This window comes from Pseudomonas sp. KCJK8993, from assembly GCF_046230915.1.
Classification (GTDB): Bacteria; Pseudomonadota; Gammaproteobacteria; order Pseudomonadales; family Pseudomonadaceae; genus Aquipseudomonas; species Aquipseudomonas piscis.
The window spans coordinates 20,900-41,893 of the sequence record NZ_JBJJLO010000050.1 but is presented as its reverse complement, the minus strand read 5'-3'; the positions used below and the strand labels follow the sequence as shown (position 1 = coordinate 41,893).

At 66.0% G+C, this 20,994-nt stretch carries 20 protein-coding genes; 8 read left to right on the top strand and 12 right to left on the bottom strand.

The annotated features are described in order from the left end of the window. Positions 1-252 precede the first annotated feature (252 nt). On the top strand, positions 253-1,407 hold the full coding sequence (locus tag ACK6AU_RS17340) for a M14-type cytosolic carboxypeptidase (RefSeq protein WP_409300253.1): 1,155 nt from the start codon (positions 253-255) through the stop codon (positions 1,405-1,407). Positions 1,408-1,452: 45 nt separating this feature from the next. Here the strand turns inward: ACK6AU_RS17340 and ACK6AU_RS17335 are convergent, their stop codons facing one another. Further along, a complete protein-coding gene (locus ACK6AU_RS17335) occupies positions 1,453-1,899 on the bottom strand; it encodes a helix-turn-helix domain-containing protein (protein ID WP_185698972.1) in 447 nt (148 codons plus the stop codon). 102 nt (positions 1,900-2,001) lie between these two features. Between ACK6AU_RS17335 and ACK6AU_RS17330 the strand changes: the two genes are divergently transcribed. Then, complete coding sequence (locus ACK6AU_RS17330; RefSeq protein ID WP_409300251.1) at positions 2,002-3,231, top strand: MFS transporter; 1,230 nt, start codon at positions 2,002-2,004, stop codon at positions 3,229-3,231. 3 nt (positions 3,232-3,234) lie between these two features. On the opposite strand, the gene ACK6AU_RS17325 is transcribed toward ACK6AU_RS17330, so the two are convergent. From ACK6AU_RS17325 to ACK6AU_RS17295, 7 genes are all read right to left on the bottom strand, one after another. Next, positions 3,235-4,239, bottom strand: a complete 1,005-nt coding sequence (locus ACK6AU_RS17325) for a spore coat U domain-containing protein (RefSeq protein ID WP_185698970.1) — start codon at positions 4,237-4,239, stop codon at positions 3,235-3,237. Between the two features lie 25 nt (positions 4,240-4,264). Next, positions 4,265-6,622 (bottom strand): fimbria/pilus outer membrane usher protein, encoded by a 2,358-nt coding sequence (locus ACK6AU_RS17320; protein WP_409300258.1) that lies wholly within the window; start codon positions 6,620-6,622, stop codon positions 4,265-4,267. Between the two features lie 104 nt (positions 6,623-6,726). Continuing rightward, the gene (locus tag ACK6AU_RS17315; RefSeq protein WP_185698969.1) at positions 6,727-7,518 is read right to left on the bottom strand and encodes a molecular chaperone; all 792 of its coding nucleotides are present in this window, start codon (positions 7,516-7,518) and stop codon (positions 6,727-6,729) included. A 46-nt stretch (positions 7,519-7,564) separates the two neighbouring features. Beyond that, a complete protein-coding gene (locus ACK6AU_RS17310; protein ID WP_409300248.1) occupies positions 7,565-8,065 on the bottom strand; it encodes a spore coat U domain-containing protein in 501 nt (166 codons plus the stop codon). Positions 8,066-8,069: 4 nt separating this feature from the next. Beyond that, positions 8,070-8,606, bottom strand: a complete 537-nt coding sequence (locus ACK6AU_RS17305; protein WP_185698967.1) for a spore coat protein U domain-containing protein — start codon at positions 8,604-8,606, stop codon at positions 8,070-8,072. Between the two features lie 20 nt (positions 8,607-8,626). Then, positions 8,627-9,160 carry a spore coat U domain-containing protein gene (locus ACK6AU_RS17300; protein ID WP_185699048.1) on the bottom strand — a complete coding sequence of 178 codons (534 nt, stop codon included), beginning with the start codon at positions 9,158-9,160 and terminating at the stop codon, positions 8,627-8,629. A 102-nt stretch (positions 9,161-9,262) separates the two neighbouring features. Next, positions 9,263-9,763 carry a spore coat U domain-containing protein gene (locus ACK6AU_RS17295; protein WP_185698966.1) on the bottom strand — a complete coding sequence of 167 codons (501 nt, stop codon included), beginning with the start codon at positions 9,761-9,763 and terminating at the stop codon, positions 9,263-9,265. 245 nt (positions 9,764-10,008) lie between these two features. On the opposite strand from ACK6AU_RS17295, the gene zapE reads away from it, so the two are divergent. Together zapE and ACK6AU_RS17285 are read left to right on the top strand one after the other, a co-directional pair. Continuing rightward, positions 10,009-11,124, top strand: a complete 1,116-nt coding sequence (gene zapE, locus ACK6AU_RS17290) for a cell division protein ZapE (protein WP_185698965.1) — start codon at positions 10,009-10,011, stop codon at positions 11,122-11,124. 79 nt (positions 11,125-11,203) lie between these two features. Then, on the top strand, positions 11,204-12,517 hold the full coding sequence (locus ACK6AU_RS17285) for a leucine-rich repeat-containing protein kinase family protein (protein ID WP_409300245.1): 1,314 nt from the start codon (positions 11,204-11,206) through the stop codon (positions 12,515-12,517). Positions 12,518-12,588: 71 nt separating this feature from the next. Here ACK6AU_RS17285 and ACK6AU_RS17280 read toward each other — a convergent pair whose 3' ends face one another. Together ACK6AU_RS17280 and ACK6AU_RS17275 are read right to left on the bottom strand one after the other, a co-directional pair. Continuing rightward, the gene (locus ACK6AU_RS17280) at positions 12,589-13,293 is read right to left on the bottom strand and encodes a YebC/PmpR family DNA-binding transcriptional regulator (RefSeq protein WP_060840179.1); all 705 of its coding nucleotides are present in this window, start codon (positions 13,291-13,293) and stop codon (positions 12,589-12,591) included. A 164-nt stretch (positions 13,294-13,457) separates the two neighbouring features. Continuing rightward, a complete protein-coding gene (locus ACK6AU_RS17275) occupies positions 13,458-14,774 on the bottom strand; it encodes an MFS transporter (RefSeq protein ID WP_409300242.1) in 1,317 nt (438 codons plus the stop codon). A 283-nt stretch (positions 14,775-15,057) separates the two neighbouring features. Between ACK6AU_RS17275 and ACK6AU_RS17270 the strand changes: the two genes are divergently transcribed. Further along, a complete protein-coding gene (locus tag ACK6AU_RS17270) occupies positions 15,058-15,939 on the top strand; it encodes a LysR substrate-binding domain-containing protein (protein WP_409300240.1) in 882 nt (293 codons plus the stop codon). Between the two features lie 94 nt (positions 15,940-16,033). On the opposite strand, the gene ACK6AU_RS17265 is transcribed toward ACK6AU_RS17270, so the two are convergent. Further along, positions 16,034-16,900 (bottom strand): LysR substrate-binding domain-containing protein, encoded by an 867-nt coding sequence (locus tag ACK6AU_RS17265; RefSeq protein ID WP_185698961.1) that lies wholly within the window; start codon positions 16,898-16,900, stop codon positions 16,034-16,036. 376 nt (positions 16,901-17,276) lie between these two features. Between ACK6AU_RS17265 and ACK6AU_RS17260 the strand changes: the two genes are divergently transcribed. The 3 genes from ACK6AU_RS17260 (at position 17,277) to ACK6AU_RS17250 (ending at position 20,017) form a co-directional block, all read left to right on the top strand. Then, positions 17,277-18,386, top strand: a complete 1,110-nt coding sequence (locus ACK6AU_RS17260) for a 2-aminoethylphosphonate--pyruvate transaminase (protein ID WP_185698960.1) — start codon at positions 17,277-17,279, stop codon at positions 18,384-18,386. Positions 18,387-18,448: 62 nt separating this feature from the next. Next, a complete protein-coding gene (gene phnX, locus ACK6AU_RS17255; RefSeq protein WP_409300237.1) occupies positions 18,449-19,276 on the top strand; it encodes a phosphonoacetaldehyde hydrolase in 828 nt (275 codons plus the stop codon). A gap of 186 nt (positions 19,277-19,462) precedes the next feature. Next, positions 19,463-20,017: a cytochrome b gene (locus ACK6AU_RS17250; protein WP_409300255.1), complete on the top strand. Its 555-nt coding sequence runs from the start codon at positions 19,463-19,465 to the stop codon at positions 20,015-20,017. On the opposite strand, the gene ACK6AU_RS17245 is transcribed toward ACK6AU_RS17250, so the two are convergent. Further along, positions 20,008-20,937, bottom strand: a complete 930-nt coding sequence (locus ACK6AU_RS17245; protein WP_185698957.1) for a 1-aminocyclopropane-1-carboxylate deaminase/D-cysteine desulfhydrase — start codon at positions 20,935-20,937, stop codon at positions 20,008-20,010. The genes ACK6AU_RS17250 and ACK6AU_RS17245 overlap by 10 nt on opposite strands. Positions 20,938-20,994: the final 57 nt, after the last annotated feature.

Sequence of the window (20,994 nt, the reverse complement as noted above, 5' to 3'; positions counted from 1 at the left end):
CCAGTCATGCTGGCTTGGCTTCAGGCTAATGAAGACGTGGATGACGCAAAAATAGTGGCGGCGATGATAGCAAAAGAATGCCCTTTTGCAAGCAAAGGGCCGCACTAGAAGGTCCCGCATTTCCTAAAGTAGCGCTTGAGAATCAATCGCATACACACTAAGCTTCATCAGCGTCAAGGACGACGCCCCCCTTCTTTTGCCTCCTCCGATGTGTAGAGTAGCGGTCACAACAATCCTGTTCAGGAACCGACCATGACCGTGGGCAATCACTCTTCTTTTCACATCAGCGCCGACTTCGACAGCGGCAACATCAATGTGCTGGACACCAGCAATCCGCTCCAGGTAGAGCTGGCCATCCGCCCTGATACCCAGAGCCCGCACTTCCAGTGGTTTCACTTCAAGGTCAGCGGCCTGCATGTCGGCCAGGAACATTGGTTCCGCCTGACCAACGCCAGCCAGTCCTCCTACAACAAGGCCTGGACCGGCTACCACGCCGTCGCCTCCTACGACCACGTGAACTGGTTTCGCGTCCCGACGATCTTCGAAGGCGACGCCCTGCGCTTCAATCTCGAAGCCACCCAGACCCACGCCTGGTTCGCCTACTTCGAACCCTACAGCCGTGGCCGCCACGACTGGCTGATCGACCAGGCCCTGACCAAGGCCGGCACCGAACTGCTGGCCGTGGGCAAGAGCGTCGAAGGCCGCGACATCCAGTTGCTGCGCAAGGGCAGCGGCACCCCAGGCCAGCGCAAGCTGTGGATCATCGCCCAGCAGCACCCCGGCGAGCACATGGCCGAGTGGTTCATGGAAGGCGTGATCGAACGCTTGCAACGCCATGACGACGCCGAGCTCAACGCCCTGCTGGCCAAGGCCGACCTGTACCTGGTGCCGAACATGAACCCGGACGGCGCCTTCCACGGCCACTTGCGCACCAATGCCAAGGGCCAGGACCTGAACCGCGCCTGGCAGGACGCCAGCCAGGAGCTCAGCCCGGAAGTGCTGTTCGTCCAGCAGCAAATGGAGCAGTACGGGGTCGACCTGTTCCTCGACATCCATGGCGACGAGGAGATTCCCCATGTCTTCACGGCCGGCTGTGAAGGCAACCCGGGCTACACCCCGCGCCTGGCCAAGCTCGAAGAACATTTTCGCAGTCACCTGAAGCACAAGACCCGGGACTTCCAGACCCTCCACGGCTATACCCGCGACAACCCCGGCCAGGCCAACATGACCCTGGCCTGCAATGCCGTCGGGGAAAAATACGATTGCCTGGCGCTGACCCTGGAAATGCCGTTCAAGGACCACAACGATGCGCCCAACCCGCTCACCGGCTGGTCCGGCAAGCGCTCCATGCAGCTGGGCAAGGATGTGCTGAGCACCCTGGCCGACCTGGTGGACAGCCTGCGCTGAGCGAAACCCACGACTGCGCGAGCCCCTCGCGCAGTCGTCGCGGTCTCAAGCCACGGGTATCCGCAGGCAGTCCTCCGGCCCCAGCAACCGACCGTCGGCAGAACGCAGCTCCAGCGCCCGCAGCGGTTGCCGGGTCTGGCGGTCGACCAGTTGCGAATGCGCCTCCCCCTCCGCATAGAAAAACGCCTCGCCCCATTGGCGCAAGCCGATGATCAAAGGGAACAGGCCCTTGCCCTTGTCCGTCAGCACGTACTCCTGGTAGGCGCTGCCGTCGGAAGCCGGCACCACGTCCAGCACCCCGTGCTCCACCAAGGTCCGCAGGCGCGCGGCGAGGATGTTCTTGGCCATGCCGAGGTTGCGCTGGAACTCGCCGAAACGGCGGATACCGTCGAAGGCGTCGCGCACGATCAGCAACGACCACCAATCGCCGATGGCGTCGAGTGAGCGCGCCACCGGGCATTCAGCGTCTTGCAGGCGGGTGCGTTTGACCATGGTGGGGAAACTCCGATAAGCCTGGGAAAACTGGTTGCAATATAAAACCGTGACGACTACCGTACAACTGGTTTCATAAAGCAACTAGAAACGGAGCCTGCCATGCCAGCTGATTCGCCCACCATCGCCGCCGCGACGCTCTCATCCAAAGTGGTGCTGCTATTCGCCACCGCCTGCGGCCTGGCGGTCGGCAACGTCTACTACGCCCAGCCGCTGCTGGACGCCATGGCCCAAAGCTTCGGCCTGGCCCCGGCCACCGTGGGCATCGTCATCACGCTGACCCAGGTGGGCTACGGCCTGGGCCTGCTGTTGCTGGTCCCCCTGGGCGACCTGCTCGACCGTCGCCGGCTGATCGTCACCCAGACCCTGCTCTCGGTGCTGGCGCTGCTGGTCGTGGCCCTGGCGCCGAACGGCACCTGGCTGCTGCTGGGCATGGCGGGCGTCGGCTTGCTGGCGGTGGTGACCCAGGTCCTGGTGGCCTACGCCGCCAACCTGGCGCAACCGGAACAACGCGGGCGGGTGGTCGGCGTGGTCACCAGTGGCGTGGTGCTGGGCATCCTCCTGGCCCGTACCGTGGCCGGGGGCATGGCCGACCTGGCGGGTTGGCGTTCGGTGTACCTGCTGTCCGCCGGACTGACCCTGATGGTGGCCCTGGCCCTGTGGCGGGTCCTGCCGGCCGTGCAACGCCCCCCGGCAGCCCAGGGCTACCTGCACCTGTTGGGCTCGCTGCTGCATTTGTTCAAAGAGGAGAAGATCCTGCGTGACCGGGCCGTGCTGGCCATGCTGACCTTCGCCGCGGCCACCACCCTATGGACGCCGCTGGTGCTGCCCCTGAGCGCCCCGCCGCTGTCGCTCAGCCACACCCAGATCGGCCTGTTCGGCCTGGCCGGGGCCGCCGGCGCCCTAGGGGCGGCGCGGGCCGGACAACTGGCCGACCGAGGCCTGGCGCAATGGACCAGCGGCCTGGCCCTGGGCCTGATGCTGCTCTGCTGGATCCCCATCGGCCTGACCCAATGGTCGCTGTGGGCCCTGCTGGTTGGGGTAATCGGCCTCGACCTGGGCCTGCAGGCCGTGCATGTCACCAGCCAGAGCCTGATCTACAGTGTGCGTCCCGAGGCCCAGAGCCGCCTGGCGGCCGGCTACATGCTGTTCTACTCCATCGGCAGCGCCACGGGCTCCATCGCCGCCACCGGCACCTATGCCTGGGCCGGCTGGACCGGCGTCTGCCTGCTGGGCGCGGGCATCAATGCCATGGCGCTGGGCTACTGGCTATGGAGCCTGGCCCCACAGCGCCCGCGCGCCAGCCAGCCCTGCCCGCTGGAAAGTGCCTGACGTTCAGAAACCCACGTCCAGCACCACGTTATCCAGGTAGGTACCGGCCGGCGGCGTGCTCTGGTCGGTATAGATCCTGGCGTTGTAGTTGAACACCTGGCTGCCGGTGCCCAGGCCGTTGCCAGGGTTGACCTCGGCATCGGTACTGGAACGCCGGGCACTGCCGACGCTGCCCCAGCGGGTGGTCCCGGCGCTCTTGAAGATGTCATAGGCCAGGTAGTTGCCGCCGGAGACCATGCGCCGCCGACCGCCAGCACTGATCGGGTTCTGGCCGTCGCTCAAACCCACGGTGTAGGCACTGCCCTTGGTGCAGGCCAGGTTGATGGTCTGCCCGGTGACCGTGGCAAAGGCGCTGACCACCGGTGCGCTGCCGAAGCTGATGTTGGGTGCGGTGATCACGCAGTCGTTGGACACGGTCATGTTCACCGTGAGGCTCTGGGTGCCGCTGCCGATGTCCCGCCCCAGGCAGGCGCCCAAGGCACCGATTCCGGAACAATAGTTCCAGCTCCAGAAGATGCTCAGGTTCTCGGTATAGACCCCCGCCGCGACATTGCTGCCGGTGACGGTGCCCAGGTAGATCGGCACCGTCTTGGCCACCGTGGGGCTGCCCAGCAGGCCCAGCAGGTCGATGATCGAATTGCGCGCGAAGTCGAAGGCCACGCCCCGGGTGATGGGATAGCTGGTGCTGTTGTTGGCATACAGGGTGTAGTTGATGACATCGCCGGTAGGCCCGACCATGCCGCTGGTACTGGAAGTGACGGTGGCGTAGAAGTGGTCGGTGGTGGCCAACAACGACAACAGCGAGCCGGTGCAACTCAGGCCGGCATTGGTGGTGGAAGCCGGCTGCGAGGTAGTGCGCACCAGGATCGAACTGACGGTGCCGAACGCCGCCGGGGTGGTACTGACCGTGGAACAGAGCGCCAGGGCCGGCAGCGCCGGCAACCAGGCCAGCAAGCCCAGGGTCCATAGTCCCCATGTCCGGCCCCGCCAGGCCTTGAATCCATTCATGTGACCTCCTGTGGTGGCTGTGCGGCTACTGGCAGACCAGCGGGCCGATCAGCGGGATCTGCTGTTGCTCCAGATCGATGTCGAACTGCGCCCGGCAATGGCTGCCATCGGCCAGGCCGACCTCCAGGGTGTTATGGGCCGAGAGGTTCTCCAGGTACACCAGGCCATCCCAGCCGACCACCGCTTGCGCCCCGCTCTGCGAGTGGATGACGCTACTGCCCAGGGGCAGTTCCTGCTGGCGAGCGTCCACCAGGACGATGCTCGCGGCGATCACCCGGGTCAGCGGGAACTCCAGCAGGTAGCCGCTGCCACGACGCACCGCGACCCTTTGCTCGACGTTCGGGCTCTGCACGTTGGCCGGCAGGTTCAATGGATCGATCTCGTACTTGCCCCGGTAGTAGGCGCTGCTCCAGGGCACCAGCAGGTGGCCATTCTTGTCGGTCTGGCCCACCAGCTGGTTTTCGTAGCGCACCGGGATGTCCTTGTAGCCACCGGTGCTGACCACCACGAAGGCATCGTCGATACGGTTGGCGGCGAACACCTCGCGGTCCATCCAGACCAGCGAACCGCTGGCATCGGCCCAGCGCGTCTCGGCCTCGCGAGTGCCGTAGACCCCGGCTTGCAGGCGCACCGACTGCAAGCGCCAGGTCAGGTCGGCCTGGCGGTAGTCCGGGCCATCGCCGGTGGCGTAGCCGAGGTTGTAGCCCAGCCCGCCCTCCAGCGGCACCGAGCGGCTGAAGTTGACCCGCTGGCGGTTTTCCCCGGCCTTGCTGCGCTCGTTGCTCAAGCTCAGGCTGCCATACAGGTCGAAGGGCACCACCAACTGGGCCTGCATCGCCCATTGGCGCTGGCCGATCTCGCGGTTGGCCGACAGGTAGAAACTGCTGTTGTGCCATAGCGGTTTGCTCCAGGTCAGGTTCAGCAGCCGGGTGCGGGTCGAATCGGCGGCGCGCACGTCGAAGTAACCGGCGCCGAGGCTGCCGAAACGCTCCAGGTTCAGGCTCAGGGTCAATTGCTCGCTGCGCTGGCTGAGGCGGGTGTAGGGGCTATCCACCACCGTCAGGTCGGCGTACCGGTCGCGGCGCTGCACGCGCTGGTAGGACAGGCTGTAGCGTTGGCTGCTGTACTGGTAGCCGAAGCTCAGTTGCTGGCCGCCATTGCCGTCGAAGCGGCTCTGGCTGAAGGCGGTGTTGAGGATCCCGAACTGGCCCAGCCGCAGGTTGCCGCCGAGCCCGCCCAGGGCCAGGGACTGCGAGGCCTCGGCATGGCTTTCCAGGGTCAGGCTGTCGCTCAGGCCGTGGCGCAGGCTGGCGGAGGTCACGCCGGGGCCGTAGCCGAAGTCCCGCAGGGTGTAGTCGCGACGCAAGGTACCGGCGGCCACCGAGAAGTCCGTCAGGCCCTTGTGCAACAAGTTGCTGGTGACATAGAACGGCACGGTGGTGGACACCTGGCGTCCCAGGGCATCGGTGGTGACCACCACCGCCTCCCCCGCGCCGTTGATGAAGGGAATGTTGGTCAGGGTGTAGGGCCCAGGTTGCAGTTCGGCGCTGCTGGCCTTGTAGCCATTGATGAACAGGTCCACCGAGCTGGGCACTGCCGCTTCCCCGGCGAACTGCGGCAAGGGATAGGTCACCAGGTCCGGGCGCACGGCGAAGTCCCTGGACAACTGGAGCCCGCCCAGGCGCACCGAGCTGCTCCACGGCAAGGCGCCGCTAACCAGGTCACCGGCCTCGTAGGTCAACATGCGCTCGTCATCGGAGAAGCGCCAGGTGGTGTCGTAGCGTCGATAGCCATTGTTCAGCGAAGCGCTGCGGGCCCCGGACAGGGTTCGCCGGTATTGCCCGCTGCTGGTGAGGGTGCCCCAGCTATCGAACAACCGCAGCTCGTTCCCCGCCGCCAGGTAGCTGCCGCCGTCGTCGGTGTCGTTGAAGTACAGGTCATAGTTGAGCAACGCGCCGAAGCTGCTCAGGGCCGGGGTCCGCGGATAGGCCTGGCGACTGCCGATCAACTGCTCCGGCAACCAGTCCGGCGGTACGTTCAGCAACAGGCGCTGGCCCTGGCTGTCGTAATCGCTGTGCAGCCCCGGCAAGGCTTCGAGATCGACCTCGCTCTCCAGTTGCTGCGCCAGCTTGATGCCCGTCTCGCGCAAGGCGCTGGCTGGCATGAACAGCCGCCCTGCACGTTGCTCCACCGCCACCACCTTGCCCGTATCCATCTGGTTGATCACCAACTCCAGGAACAGCTGCGCATCGGCCATCGACTCCAGGCTGCTGGGCGGCGGCGGCAGCTCGCCAGCCTGGATCGGAGCCGCCAGCAGCAAGCCCCACAAGCCAGCCAGCAGCCCCTTCCAGCCCCCAAAGCGCCGAGCCGGGTCATGGCTCATGAGCGGTTCAAGTCCATCCATGGACCTCTCCATCCCTGGGCGCATGCGCTAAGGCCCGCGCATCCGTCCTTGCCGCCGATACCCGGCGGCGGTCTTCGCGCCGTTCAGCGTGAAGGTGGCAGGTCCTGGACCTGCGGTGCGCCATTGACCCGCAGTTGCAGGTGCGAATCGCCGGCCAGGGTTTGCGAGAGTGGCCAGCGCATTACCGCTCCAGGCAACACATAGCCCAACAGGCCCGGCGCCAGGGGGCGGTTCTGCCCGCCCTGCTTGAAGGCGACATCCGTCAGGCGGGCATGCACCGCGCCCTGGTTGCGCATTTCGAGGAAGGTCTTGCCATCGGCGTTCACCTTGCGCCAGCTGAGGTTGGGCACGCCGATGCCCTTGGGGTCCCTGGCCCGGTTGGCATCTTCCTTGCTCCACAAGCCCGCGCCATAGGCGAACAGCGGCACCGAATAACGCATCTGGAAGCGAATCGCGGCCACACTCTCGGCATCGCTCCGGGGGTCTTTGGGGGTGGCGGAAGGGATTTCATCGATGATGATCCGATAGGCCAGCTCCTGGCCCGGCGGGATGTCCCGGGTACGGGTCAGGCGCACCAGCTGTTTTTGCCCGGGCTCGATCTTCGCCACCGGTGGGCTGCCGATTACATCCCGCTGGTTCTGGTACTGGTCGGCAAAATCGCTCTGGCTCCAGGCGAAGACCCGGATCTGCAGGTTGGCGGTCTCGCTGCCACGGTTCTCCAGCCACAACGCGCTGGCCTGCTGGTCGGCTTCCAGCACCGGATCGATCGGCCAGATCAATACCGAACTGGCGGCCCAGGCTCCCGGGGCGCTGGACAACAGCCCGGCCAGTATCAGGTAACCGCAGGCCCTCAGGCCCCGTACAGATAAACGCATGCTGCTACTCCTTGTCCGCCTGCCGGCTGGTCGTTGAAACGCCCCATCACCACGACAGCTGCACCTGCAGCACATCGCTATAGGTCCCCCCAGGCTGATTGCCCGGCAACTGCACCTGTCCATAAATCGGCAGGCTGATGTTATTGGCATCGCTGTAGGTCACCGCCACGCTCTGGCCGACCCCCAGGCCCTGGCTGTAGGCCGCATCGCGAAACAGCTGGTAGGCCACCCGGGCGCTGCCGCTGTTGAGCCGCATGTTCCGCCCACCGTTGTTGTTCTGGCCGCCGTCGACCGTCATGTTCAGGCTCACCCCGGGCGTGCATTGCAGCTGCACACCGCCGCTCAGCGCCACTCTCACGGAACTGGTGGACAATGCCGGTTGGCTACCGAACACCAGGCTGCCGTAATTGCTGACACCGCCGATTACCAGGCATCCGGCCGCGACGGTGGCGCTGACCTGGAAGCTCTGGCTGGTGGCCGCGGCAAGCCAGCCGGACCAGGCAGTGGCACACACCAGGGCCAGCACCGCAGGACCATGGCGAGCCATGGCGTCAGAAGGTCAATTGCACGGACACCGTGTCGGTATAGGTGCCCGCCGGCAGCCCGGCCTTGCCCACTGCCTGGCCATAGATATTGACCGTCTGGGCCACGCCGGTGCTCGGCGCCAGGGCGATCACTCCGTTGATCGCCAGGAGCTGCGAATGCCCGGCATCGGTATACAGGTCATAAGGCACGTAGTTGCCCACCCCGTCGTACAGGGCCCGGGTGCCGCCGGTGGACTTGCCGTCGTTGCTGCCGCCCTGCACGGTGAGGCTCGGGGTGGTGCCGGCCGAGCAGAGGATCGACAGGGCACCGCCACCGCCACCCAGCACCTGGCCGCTGGCGGTGGTGAACAGGCTGTTGGTGGTGCCGAAGTTCAAGGCGCCGAAATTCAATCCGGTGGTGCCGCCCACGCCGTTGACCTGGCAACTGCTGGTGAGGATCAGGGTCGAGGTGATCTGCCCGGTGACCGTGGTCGCCGCCTGGGCCGTGGAGGCCATGAGCAGGCCCAGCAATGGCCAGCCGATTCGGGATACAAGCGCGTGCATGATGTACGTCCTCTCGTGGTTTACCAATCCAGCGTGATGGTCAGGGTGTCGGTGTAGACCCCTGCCGGAACCGCGCGGGTATTCGCGACCACCGAGCCGAACACCGGAATGGGGATCCGGCCACCGCTGCTCACTGCGAAATTGCGCTGCTGGCCGATGCTGTAGCTATCGCTACCCGAGGCATCGACGAACAATCGATAAGGGATGGTCTGGCGGCCGTTGCTCAAGCGCCGGGTCGTACCGTCGCCGTTGAGGCCGCCGTTGATGCTCACCGTGAAACCGGTGACCGAGGGATTGCAGGCCACCTGCAACTGGCCATGGACCTCGTCGGTGAGGCTGGCCTTGATGGGGTTGACCCAGGTCGGCCCTTGCCGGCCGAAGTCGAGCATGCCCGGATCCGTGACCGGGTGGGTGGCGGAACCGCCGCTGCTGACCTGGCAACTGGCGGTGATCACCAGGCGCGCCTGGATCTGCCCGCTGATGGCCGCTTGCGCATCGTCGACCACCAGGCACAACGAGCCCAGGGCGATGATCGTCCAGGTCTTGCCTTTCATTGCCCCCATCCCAGTTCCATCAGGACTCCCACTTGAGCCGTGCACTTGCAGCGGCTATTCCTGTTCTGCGCGGTTCCCCCGCGACAGCGTCGATGCCCCTGGCTACCAGGTCAGGGTCACCTTCAAAACATCGGAGTAATCCCCGGCCCGCGGAATCTCGGCCAGGGGCTCGATACGCCCGTACAAGGGCAGGTCCACCGTGCCGGAATCCGGCACCCGGCCGCTGACCGGGACATTGACCGGCAACGGGATGCGCCGCGCCGGGTCCTGGTAGAGACGGTAAGGGATCGGCTTGCCGGCAGAATCAGCGCCGGCCAGGTAGCGCACTTCACCGACGCCGCCGTGCAGGCCGCCGTCGATACGCATCTGGTAGGGAGTATCGGGATTGCACTCCAGGCGTGGCTGGCGGCTGCCACCCAGCGCCGCGCCCAAGGGGCCGCGAGAGTCATCCAGGCGTGCGGTGGTACCGAAGTCCAGGGTGCCGAGCTGGGCCACCCCGGCCTCGCGCTGTTGCCCCACCAACTGGCAGCCACGTGCCACATCGACCCGGACCTGCACCTGCAGGTCAGCGGCGCCTGCCGTTACGCCGAGCAATGCGCTCATGACTGCCAAACCCTTACATCCATTCAAGGCCTCGATTCCCTGATGAGAAGCATTAGCTGCCATGAGGTTGGCACCCGGGGCCAAAACCGCCAGTTTGCGTATTAATTGGCCCCAGGGCCCGGCCCAGGCACTTGCGCCACCACAGCCATGCCTTTTCGAGATCACTGGCCACCGGGTTTTCTATTGGTCAAACGGCCATGGCGCTTTTAAGGTGGGCGCCGGGCCAACATCCGGGATAACCAGCATTGACCGCTTCATCGCCACCACCTGCATCGATCCCATCGCTCTGGCGCCGCTGGTTGGCCAGGGCACGCCGGCAACCTGCCACGGACGGATCGATCCACGGCTACTTTCGGCACAAGGCGCAGGAACTGGGCTACACCCTGAGCCCCGGCCAGTTGCAGGTGATCGACAGCATGGCCCGCCAGGCCCAGGCCCTGCAGTATGCTCCGCACCAAGCCCGCAGCCTGTACCTGCATGGCGCCGTCGGCCGCGGCAAAAGCTGGCTGCTGGACGGTTTTTTCCGTGCCCTGCCCATCGCCGAAAAGCGCCGCCTGCATTTCCACGATTTCTTCAACCAACTGCACCAGGGCATGTTCCGCCACCAACAGCACGACGACGCCCTGCAAACCACCCTGGATGAACTGCTGCAGCAGTGCCGGGTGCTGTGCTTCGATGAGTTCCACGTGCACGACATCGGCGACGCCATGCTCATCACCCGGCTGTTCAAGGCCCTGTTCCAGCGCGGCATCCTGCTGCTGGTGACTTCCAACTACGCCCCCGAGGGCCTGCTGCCCAACCCGCTGTATCACGCGCGCTTCAAGCCAGTGATCGACTTGATCAACGCACGCATGCACGTCCTGGAAGTAGGGGGCGACCAGGATTATCGAACCCGGGCCCGCAGCCACGACCAGCAAGCCTTCACCCGGGGCCAGTATGTGTGGCCCGGCAGCCCGGCCCAGCGCCAGGCACTGCAACTGCCCGAGCGCCATGCCCCGGCCACGCGGCTGGCGGTGGGCAACCGTCACCTGGACGTGCGCCAGGTCGGCCAACGCAGTATCCGCTTCGAGTTCGACGACCTGTGCGAACGACCCACGGCGGTAATGGACTACCTGGAACTGAGCCGGCGCTTCGATACCTGGATCATCGACGAGCTGCCGGCGCTGGACAGTTGCTCGGTGGCCGCCCAGCAGCGCTTCATCAACCTGATCGATGTGCTCTACGACCAGGACAAGCAGCTGCTGCTGATTGGCCAACTCCCCCTGGCACAAGGCCTGGATGGCCAGGTCGCCGACCTGGCGCGGACCCGCAGCCGCCTCGGACAATTGCGCCAGGTCGGCCCCGACAGCGCACTTGCCTGAGCAAGCCCGCGCGCCAATGGCTATCATGGGCGCCTTTTCCCGGGGCCCTGGCCTCCCCATTCGAGTGTCGACGCTGTTCATGGATACCCTTGCCCAACTGCGGGCCGGCCAGCTGGCCGGCATCAAGCGCCTGGATCTGTCTTGCGGATTGACTGAATTCCCCCGGGAGATCTTCGATCTCGCCGACTCCCTGGAGATCCTCAATCTCAGCGGCAACGCCCTGCACAGCCTGCCCGAGGACCTGCACCGCCTCAGCCACCTGCGCATCCTGTTCTGCTCGGACAACCTGTTCAGCGAACTGCCGGAATGCCTGGGTCGCTGCGCGCGCCTGAGCATGATCGGCTTCAAGGCCAACCGCATCGAGCGGGTACCGGCCGCCGCCCTACCGCCCCTGCTGCGTTGGCTGATCCTCACCGACAACCGCATCACTGAACTGCCGGACGAGTTGGGCCGGCGCCCGCTGCTGCAAAAACTCATGCTGTCCGGCAATCGCCTGACCGCGCTGCCGCAAAGCCTGGAGCAGTGCCAGCGCCTGGAGCTGCTGCGGATCGCCGCCAACCGCCTGACCGAACTGCCGCCGTTCCTGCTGGCCTTGCCGAGCCTGACCTGGCTGGCCTATGCCGGTAACCCGCTGGAGTCCCAGGTCGATGCCGCAGCCCTGGCATCCACGCCCAGCATTCCCTGGACCCAGCTGGAACTGGCCCAACGCCTGGGCGAAGGCGCCTCCGGGGTGATCCACCAAGCGCAGTGGCAGGCTCCCGGGCAACCAGCGCGGGCCGTGGCGGTCAAGCTGTACAAGGGCCAGATGACCAGCGATGGCTCGCCGCTGCATGAAATGCACGCCTGCATCAGCGCCGGGCTACACCCCAACCTGATCCGGGTCGAGGGCCGCATCACCGATCACCCCCAGGGCCAGGACGGTCTGGTGATGCAGTTGATCGACCCCAGCTATGCCAACCTCGCCGCGCTGCCGAGCCTGGACTCCTGCTCCCGGGACATCTATCCCGAGGACGCCAGCTTCAGCGCTGGGGCGATCCTGCGCCTGGCCCGGGGCATCGCCTCGGTAGCCGGCCACCTGCACGCCCAGGGCATCACCCATGGCGACCTGTATGGCCACAACACCTTGTTCGATGCCCAGGGCGATTGCCTGTTGGGGGACTTTGGCGCAGCGTCGTTCCACGCCCAGGACGACACACCTCAGAGCCAGGCCCTGCAACGCCTGGAAGTACGGGCCTTCGGCATCTTGCTGGAGGAACTGCTCGATCGCCAGGATGGTTCGCTGGCCCCTGCGCAGCACCAGGGCCTGCGGGACCTGGTGCAACGTTGCCAGCAACCGCACGTCCTGGCGCGCCCGGCTTTCGAGCAGGTGATCCGCGAGTTGGACAGCCTCTAGAAACGACTTCGCCGGCCAGCAAGCCTCCTTGCAGGAGCTCACTGGCCGGCGAACGAATCGCGCAGCGCGGCTTAGCCGGCCAGGCCGACGAACATGTCCTGGACGTCGTCGTGGTTATCCAGGCCTTCGAGGAACGCCTCGACTTCGGCCATCTGCTCATCGCTCAGGCCACTGACCGGGTTCTTCGGCTGGTAGCCCAGCTTGGCCGACAGCACGGTGAAGCCTTGCTCCGGCAGGGCCTTCTGCACGGCGTCCAGGTCCGCAGGCTCGGTCAGGAACAGGGTCGCGCCCTCTTCGCCCGGCTCGAAATCCTGGGCGCCGGCCTCGATGGCCGCCAGTTCCGGATCGGCGTCCGGGCTGTCCGGCGAGGCCTCGATCATGCCCACGTGGTTGAAATCCCAGGACACCGAACCCGAGGCGCCCAGCTGGCCCTTGCGGAAGGCCACGCGGATTTCCGCCACGGTACGGTTGATGTTATCGGTTACGCACTCGACGATCAGCGGCACCTGGTGCGGGGCGAAACCTTCGTAGGTCACGCGGTGGTACTGCACGGTCTCGCCCAGCTGGCCCGAGCCCTTCTTGATCGCACGCTCCAGGGTTTCGCGAGGCATCGAGGCCTTTTTCGCTTGCTCGACCACCAGCCGCAGGTGGGCGTTGGTGGCTACATCAGCGCCGTTGCGTGCAGCGATGGTGATTTCCTTCACCAGCTTGCCGAAGATCTTGCCCTTGGCGTTGGCTGCTGCTTCTTTGTGTTTAACCTTCCACTGTGCGCCCATTACTCACTCTCTTTGATCTATGGCGTCGAGTTGGATTTGGCCGACGCGAGGCGCAAGTTTATACGTCCTCTGGGCCCTGATCGACCAAAAAGTCAGTGGCCGGCCGAGCTCCGGCCCTTGTCGGACTTGCCGGGAGCGCAGCAGCGGCTCCCGGCGCGAGGACCTCAGGAGCGCACCGGCCTGGCCAGCAGGGGTTCGTTGGAGGCCAGCGCAGGCGCCGGTTCGACCCCACTGGGCCGGCTGTTCCAGAATGGCACCAGCAACAGCGCCGCCACCAGGGCGCAGCCGGCAAACAGCAGGAACACCGTCACCGTATCGAAGTAGCCCGGCAACAGGCCACCGAGGATCGCCCCCACCGAACCGCAACCGTTGACGAACCCGGCCGCCGTAGCCCCGGCCCCGGCGGCGCCGAAATCGATGGCGGCCGCGCCGCTGATCATCGAGTCCGGTCCGTACAGGGTCAGGCCCATGACGAACAGCAGCGCCACCACCAGCGCTACGCTGCCGCTATGCAGCGCGCCCATGAACAGTCCCAGGCTCAGGGTCAGGGCCAGCAAACTGAGGACGCAGGCCGGCATGCGCCGGGCGCTGAACAGCTTGTCCGAGGCCAGGCCGATCATGATCGGTCCCAGCAACCCGGCCAGCTCGAAGGCGGTGGGCACGATCGCCGCGCCGACCTTGCCCACCGAGGGCATCTGCTCGTAGACGATCACCGGCCCCCACAACAGGATCGCGTAGCGCGCCGGCTTGAGCAGGAAGTACGCCAGCCCCAGCACCAGCACCGGGCGATTGCGCAGGATCGCCCGCAGTGGCGCCCAGACCCCAAGGCGGCAACCCGTTGCAGGCTCTCGGGCCGCCGGCTCCTCCACCGCTGGCAGGCCCACGTCCTGCGGGGTATTGCGCTGGAAGATGAAGAACAACAGCGCGGTCAGGCCCACCACCACCGCACTGGAGATGAACGCTGCATGCCAGGTTCCCACCAGGGTGTAGGCCCACCAGCCGGCGAAGGGCGAGGCCACCAGGCCGCCAAAGGCGTAGCACGAACTCCACAGGCCCAGGACCCGCCCCCGTTGCTCGGCGGGAAAGAAGCTGCCGATGTTCTTGCACAACCCGGACCAGCCGGTGGATTGCGCCAGCCCCTGGACCAGCATGCAGGTGGCGAACACCGGCAAGGTGGCGAAGCTGCCCATCACCAGCGCCGCGACGGCGGAAATCAACAGGCCGCCCAGCACCACCACCCGCGGGCCGAAGCGGTCGGCGAACATGCCCCAGGTGAACTGCCCCACGGCGTAGGCCGCCAGGTAGATGGCGTCGAGGTTGGCCATGGCCATCTTGTCGAGGGTGAAGCCGGGATCGTCGGCGATCCCCAGCTTGGCGACGGAAAAGGCCTTGCGAGTGAAGTAGAAGGCCGCGTAGGCGATCCAGGTGATGGCGAAAATCTGCACGCGCCAACGTTTGATGGTGCCGATCTGCTTGTTCATCGTGATTCTGACCTCAGGGTGAGTGTGCCGGCAGGATGCGAAGCAAACGCCTGTGTTTTTTGTTGTTGAGCACGACGGCAGGGCCCTGGTGGCGGGCGCTGCCGGTCAGACGGGGCCTGTTGCGCTCCCGGGCGGGAGGTTGCGAGCGCACGCACAGGCCCCAGGACCCGGTGGCGATCGACCGACCGGTCACCGGGCCTTGAAAGATGGAAGCAATTAGCAATTAATAAATGAAATCGATTTATCGTATTTCAAATATAAGCCCAGCTTGTAAGAGGTGGTCATGTCGGTTTCCCATGCGCAGTTGAAAGCCTTCCATGCCGTAGCCGTGCACGGCAGCTTCACCCGGGCCGCCGAACGCCTGTACCTGACCCAACCGGCCATTTCGGACCAGGTGCGCAAGCTGGAGGAGCGTTTCGGCGTCCTGCTGTTCCATCGCAACAAGCGCTCGGTGCAGCTCACAGACCTGGGGCAGCGGTTACTGGCCATCACCCAGCGCCTGTTCGTCGCCGAAGCCGAAGCCAAGGAACTGTTGCAGGACTCCCAGGCCCTGCAAACCGGTAGCCTGGTGCTGGCGGTGGATGCGCCAGTGCACGTGCTGGCGCAGGTCGCTCGCTTCTGCCAGTTGTATCCGGGGATCAACGTGCGCATCGAGACCGGCAACACCGACGAATCCCTGCTGCGCCTGTTCAGCTACCAGGCCGACCTGGCCCTGCTGGGACGCGAAGTGGACGATGAGCGCCTGTGGTCGCTGCCCCTGGGCAATGACCCGATGGTGGCGTTCGTCTCGCGCCATCATCCCTGGGCCGAGCGCCAGTCCATCTGCCTGGCCGACCTCGACGATACGCCCATGGTGCTGCGGGAAACCGGCTCGGTGACCCGCCAGATCGTGGAGGCGGAAATGCACCGTGCCGGGCTGCGGATCCGCCCGGCGATCCAGGTCGAAGGCCGGGAGGCGGCGCGCGAGGCGGTGGTGGCGGGTATCGGCGTGGGTGTGGTGTCAGCGGCGGAGTTCGGTGCCGACTCGCGGATCTGCGCCCTGCCTATCGTCGACTGCCAGCAGCGCATGACCGAGACCCTGGTGTGCCTGCGCGAACAGCGTTCGCGGCGGATCGTCGCCACCTTCTTCGACCTGGTGCTCGACAACCGACCGTCCCACCTGTAGCCGCTGTCGAGCCACGGCGAGGTTGCGCAAAGGTCCGCAGGACCTTGCCCTGGAACCTCCGGCACCGCGTCTGCTACGCAGCCTGCGGCAACGGCTACCGGGCTTGCGGGGCGAGGCCGAGGAAGGCCTGGATCAGCCGCAGTTCCCGGCGCCGCTCCAGGCAGCCGATCATGTGCTGGTTGACCAGGCCCGCGCCACGAAGCGGCACCACCCGCACCCGTGGGTCGTGGCCCACTTCCAGCGAACTGACGACCCCGACCCCCAGGTGCGCCGCCACCGCCTCGGTCACCGCCTCGCGACTGTCCAGCTCCAGCAGCACCCGGGGCTGGACCTTGGAAAGTCCGCACGCCTGGTCGAAGGTGCGGCGGGTGATGGAGCTGGGTTCGCGCAGCACCATGATCACCTGGTCCAGTTGCTCGATGGCGATGCCTTCGGCCAGCTCCAGCCATTCATGGCCCTGGGGCACCAGGGCACACATCCGCGACTGCCCAAGGCTCTGCAGGTGCAGGCCCTTGCGCTCCTCGACCTCGGTCAACACCGCCACGTCGGCATGCTCCGAGAGCAACGCGGCCAGGGTCTCCTGGGCGTTGCCCAGTCGCAGGTTGACGGTCACCCCCGGATAACGCTCGCGCAGGCGGGCCAGCATCGGCATGACCAGGTGCGGACCGTCCGCCGCTACTTCCAGGCGCCCGGTCAAGAGCTGGCGGTTGGCCTCGAGCATGGCCTGGGCTTCTTCGGCGAGGCCGAACATCGCCCGGGTAATGGCCGCCAGCTTGGTGCCCTCCTCGGTCAGTTCCACCCGCCGGGCGGTACGCCGCAGCAGGGTGATCTGGTAGTGCTCCTCCAAGGCCTTGATGTGCCCGGTAACCGCCGGCTGGCTGATGAACAGGCGCCCGGCGGCCCGGGTGAAACTGCCTTCTCGGGCCACGGCGTCGAATGCGCGGAGCTGGAACAGATTCATATCTATCGGCCTCACTTATGGCAGGCATAACAACAAACAATTTGATTGATGATAAGGCAAATTGCAATTTAGTCGCCGTAGCTAGGGTCTGTTGCCATTTCGCCGCGACCGCGCCGGAGCCAGTTTTAGCGCGGGGCTAGGCAAGAGACGCGAGGTTTGGCCGTCCAAATGAGCCGTCGAGTAACGACGCGCCGCGCTAAAACCGGCCCGTCCCTTCGGGTTGCGCGGCAAATGGCGCCACGCGTCGTTGCAGGACTTGGCAAGGGAACAACCATTGCCTGCGTCCTACGCCTAGCCTGGCGCCATTTGACGCGGCAACGCGGTTTGCGCCGAAACGGCAACAGACCCTAACTCCCATCATTTTCGAGGACACAGCATGAGCATCGCCGAGCCAATCCTGCTTACCCCCGGCCCCCTGACCACGTCCGCCCGCACCCGCCGGGCGATGCTGGTGGACTGGGGCTCCTGGGATCGCGACTTCAACCAGCTGACCGCCAGCCTGTGCGCGCAATTGCTGGCCATCGTCAACGGCCAGGCCACCCATCACTGTGTCCCCCTCCAAGGCAGCGGCACTTTCGCCGTGGAAGCCGCCATCGGCACCCTGGTGCCCCGCGATGGCAAGGTCCTGGTGCTGATCAACGGCGCCTACGGCCAGCGCCTGGCGAAGATCTGCGAAGTGCTCGGCCGTGACTTCAGTACCTTCGAAACCGCCGAGGACGAGCCCACCACCGCCGCCGATGTCGAGCGCCTGCTGCTGGCCGACCCGTCCATCAGCCACGTGGCGCTGATCCACTGCGAGACCAGCACCGGCATCCTCAACCCGCTGCCGGAGATCGCCCAGGTGGTCGCCCGCCACGGCAAGCGCCTGATCATCGACGCCATGAGTTCCTTCGGCGCCTTGCCCATCGATGCCCGCGAGATCGCCTTCGATGCGCTGATCGCCGCGTCCGGCAAGTGCCTGGAAGGCGTGCCCGGCATGGGCTTCGTCTTCGCTCGCAAGGAGTCCCTGGCCCAGGCGGCGGGCAATGCCCATTCCCTGGCCATGGACCTGCACGACCAGCACGCCTACATGGCCAAGACCGGCCAGTGGCGTTTCACCCCGCCGACCCACGTGGTGGCTGCGCTGCACGAAGCCTTGCTGCAATACCACGAGGAGGGCGGCTTGCCGGCACGCCTGGCACGCTACCGCGACAACTGCCAGGCCCTGTTGCAAGGCATGGGCGAGTTGGGCCTGCGCAGCTTCCTGCCAGCGGCGATCCAGGCGCCGATCATCGTTACCTTCCACGCCCCACAAGACCCGCGCTACCAGTTCAAGGACTTCTACGAGCGGGTCAAGGCCAAGGGTTTCATCCTCTACCCGGGCAAGCTGACCCAGGTCGAGACCTTCCGCGTCGGCTGCATCGGCCACGTCGACCGAGCCGGCATGCAGGCCGCCGTCGCTGCCGTGGCCCAGGTGCTGCGGGAAATGGAAGTACTGGATATCTGATCGCCCCATCACCGTGCCCGCCGGGCACGGCCGTCCTCGCCTCTTGTACAGGTCCTTGAACGATGAACTACACCAACCCCAACCAGCTGCAAGCCGCGATCCTCGACTGGGCCGGCACCGTGGTCGATTTCGGCTCCTTCGCCCCGACCCAGATCTTCGTCGAGGCCTTCGCCGAGTTCGATGTAGAGGTCTCCATCGAAGAAGCCCGCGGCCCGATGGGCATGGGCAAGTGGGACCACATCCGCACCCTGTGCGATTTGCCGCAAGTGGCCGAGCGCTATCGCAAGGTCTTCGGCCGCACCCCAACCGATGCCGACGTCACCGCCATCTACGAGCGCTTCATGCCGTTGCAGATCGAGAAGATCGCCGAGCACTCGGCCCTGATCCCCGGGGCTTTGGAGGTGATCGCCAAGCTGCGTGAGCAAGGCATCAAGATCGGCTCCTGCTCCGGTTATCCGAAACAGGTGATGGACCGGGTGGTGGCCCTGGCCGCGACCAACGGCTATATCGCCGACCACGTGGTGGCCACCGACGAAGTGCCCAACGGTCGCCCCTGGCCGGCCCAGGCCCTGGCCAACGTGATCGCCCTGGGCATCGACGATGTAGCCGCCTGCGTGAAGATCGACGACACCGTGCCGGGGATTCTCGAAGGCCGCCGCGCCGGCATGTGGACCGTGGCCCTGACCTGCTCGGGCAACGCCCTGGGCCTGAGCTACGAGGGCTACCGCGCCTTGGCCAGCGATACCCTGGCCAGCGAGCGCCAGCGCATCCACACGCTATTCGAGCCATCGCGCCCGCACTACATGATCGACACCATCGCCGACCTGCCCCAGGTGATCGCCGATATCAACCAGCGCCTGGCCCGGGGAGAAATGCCCCAGGGGCGGTGAACTTCATCCGTGAAAATGACCGGACGGCGACTGATACAAGTCGCCGTTGCTTTATCGGCTGGCGCTCGGCATCCAGCCGATGAAAGCTTGCGGCGCACCAGGCAAACCGGGCAAAAGCGGCTTACAGTTAAAGCACTCCGTCGCTCAAGAACGGAGGCTTCAGACCTGATGACCGAGGAAGCCCCCATGCCCTGGAAAAACACCGAGGCGCGCTATAGCACCATGACAATCGCCCTGCACTGGCTGATGCTGGTCCTGCTGGCGGTGGTCTACGCCTGTATCGAATTTCGCGGCATCTTCCCCAAGGGCAGCGGTGGCCGCACCCTGATCACCGAGGCCCACTTCATGCTCGGCCTGACCGTGTTCGTCCTGGTCTGGCTGCGGTTGTTCGCCCGGGCCCAGGGCGTGGCGCCAAGGATCGAGCCCACGCCGCCGTCATGGCAGAGGCTGCTGGCGACGCTGATGCACTGGGCGCTGTACCTGTTCATGATCGCCATGCCGCTGCTGGGCTGGCTGACCACCAGCGCCAAGGGGCACCAGGTGATGTTCTATGGCCTGGACCTGCCATTGCTGCTGCATGAAGACAAAGCCCTGGCCAAACAGCTCCAGGGCTGGCACGAACTGCTGGGCACCCTGGGCTACTGGCTGATCGGCCTGCATGCCCTGGCCGGGCTGTATCACCACTACGTGATGCGCGACAACACCCTGCAGCGGATGTGGCATCCGCGCGATCAGGCCTGACCGGCAAAGCCGCGGCGCCCCTGCAGGCCGCCGCTGTGGACGAAGATCAACCGACAACCCGGGGCGAATCTTCCGGCCTGGACCTGCTCGTGCAGGGCCAGCAGGGCCTTGCCGGTGTACAGCGGCTCCAGCGGCAAGCCGCTGGCCTTTTCCGTCTGCTCGATGAACGCCTCCAGCACCCGGTCCACCTTGGCGAAGCCGCCACGGCTGGCGTCCAGCAAGGCATAACCTTCGAGCGCCCTGCCGGCTTCCCCCAGGATACCGGCGACTTGCTGCGGTACGCCGTGGTCCATCGGCACCGCCAGGGCACCCTGCACCGGGTGCGCCCCGGCCTCGGCCAGGACCAGCCCGGCCAGCGTGGTGCCAGTGCCGGCGGCCAGCCACCAGCCGTGATAATCGCTCCAGCCCAGGGCCGGCAGTTGCGAGCGCACCTGCTCCAGCAGCGGCACGCAGCCCAATGCTCCGGCCAGGCCGCCACCGCCCTCGGGTACCGGGTAAAGGTCGGGATACCGGGCCTGCCAGGGTGTCCAGAAACCCGCTTGATGGCGCGCCCGGTAGCCGCCGTAGCCGAGCCAGTGCAACTGCATGCCGAAGCGCTCCAGGTCGAGCACGGTCGGCGTGTCCTGGCGCTGCCCGCGCAGCAGCCCGACCGTGGCGAAGGCGAAACGCTGGCCGGCGGCGGCCAGGGCATGCAGGTGATTGGAATGGGCGCCGCCGAGGCTGATGATGCCCCGCGCGCCCTGGCGGCGCGCCGCCTGCAGGTGGTGGTTGAGCTTGAACCACTTGTTGCCGCTGATCAGCGGATCGATCAGGTCCAGGCGCAGCACCGCCACCTCGACCCCGGCCTGGTGCAGCCAATCCAGCTCCAGCCGCTGTAGCGGGGCCTGGGGCAAGTGATCGAAGGACTCGGCAAGGGGCATCGCTGGCGACTCGGCAGACAGGGGTGCGCATTCTAGCAACCCTGGACCAGATCGCCG

Coding starts and splice junctions, on each gene's coding strand:
- ACK6AU_RS17275 (WP_409300242.1), bottom strand. CDS start 14,774: ATGAACAAGCAGATCGGCACCATCAAACGTTGGCGCGTGCAGATTTTC.
- ACK6AU_RS17260 (WP_185698960.1), top strand. CDS start 17,277: ATGAGCATCGCCGAGCCAATCCTGCTTACCCCCGGCCCCCTGACCACG.
- ACK6AU_RS17245 (WP_185698957.1), bottom strand. CDS start 20,937: ATGCCCCTTGCCGAGTCCTTCGATCACTTGCCCCAGGCCCCGCTACAG.
- ACK6AU_RS17270 (WP_409300240.1), top strand. CDS start 15,058: ATGTCGGTTTCCCATGCGCAGTTGAAAGCCTTCCATGCCGTAGCCGTG.
- ACK6AU_RS17250 (WP_409300255.1), top strand. CDS start 19,463: ATGCCCTGGAAAAACACCGAGGCGCGCTATAGCACCATGACAATCGCC.
- ACK6AU_RS17335 (WP_185698972.1), bottom strand. CDS start 1,899: ATGGTCAAACGCACCCGCCTGCAAGACGCTGAATGCCCGGTGGCGCGC.
- ACK6AU_RS17320 (WP_409300258.1), bottom strand. CDS start 6,622: ATGAGCCATGACCCGGCTCGGCGCTTTGGGGGCTGGAAGGGGCTGCTG.
- ACK6AU_RS17340 (WP_409300253.1), top strand. CDS start 253: ATGACCGTGGGCAATCACTCTTCTTTTCACATCAGCGCCGACTTCGAC.
- ACK6AU_RS17305 (WP_185698967.1), bottom strand. CDS start 8,606: ATGCACGCGCTTGTATCCCGAATCGGCTGGCCATTGCTGGGCCTGCTC.
- ACK6AU_RS17300 (WP_185699048.1), bottom strand. CDS start 9,160: ATGAAAGGCAAGACCTGGACGATCATCGCCCTGGGCTCGTTGTGCCTG.
- phnX (WP_409300237.1), top strand. CDS start 18,449: ATGAACTACACCAACCCCAACCAGCTGCAAGCCGCGATCCTCGACTGG.
- ACK6AU_RS17310 (WP_409300248.1), bottom strand. CDS start 8,065: ATGGCTCGCCATGGTCCTGCGGTGCTGGCCCTGGTGTGTGCCACTGCC.
- ACK6AU_RS17295 (WP_185698966.1), bottom strand. CDS start 9,763: ATGAGCGCATTGCTCGGCGTAACGGCAGGCGCCGCTGACCTGCAGGTG.
- ACK6AU_RS17265 (WP_185698961.1), bottom strand. CDS start 16,900: ATGAATCTGTTCCAGCTCCGCGCATTCGACGCCGTGGCCCGAGAAGGC.
- ACK6AU_RS17315 (WP_185698969.1), bottom strand. CDS start 7,518: ATGCGTTTATCTGTACGGGGCCTGAGGGCCTGCGGTTACCTGATACTG.
- ACK6AU_RS17285 (WP_409300245.1), top strand. CDS start 11,204: ATGGATACCCTTGCCCAACTGCGGGCCGGCCAGCTGGCCGGCATCAAG.
- ACK6AU_RS17280 (WP_060840179.1), bottom strand. CDS start 13,293: ATGGGCGCACAGTGGAAGGTTAAACACAAAGAAGCAGCAGCCAACGCC.
- ACK6AU_RS17330 (WP_409300251.1), top strand. CDS start 2,002: ATGCCAGCTGATTCGCCCACCATCGCCGCCGCGACGCTCTCATCCAAA.
- ACK6AU_RS17325 (WP_185698970.1), bottom strand. CDS start 4,239: ATGAATGGATTCAAGGCCTGGCGGGGCCGGACATGGGGACTATGGACC.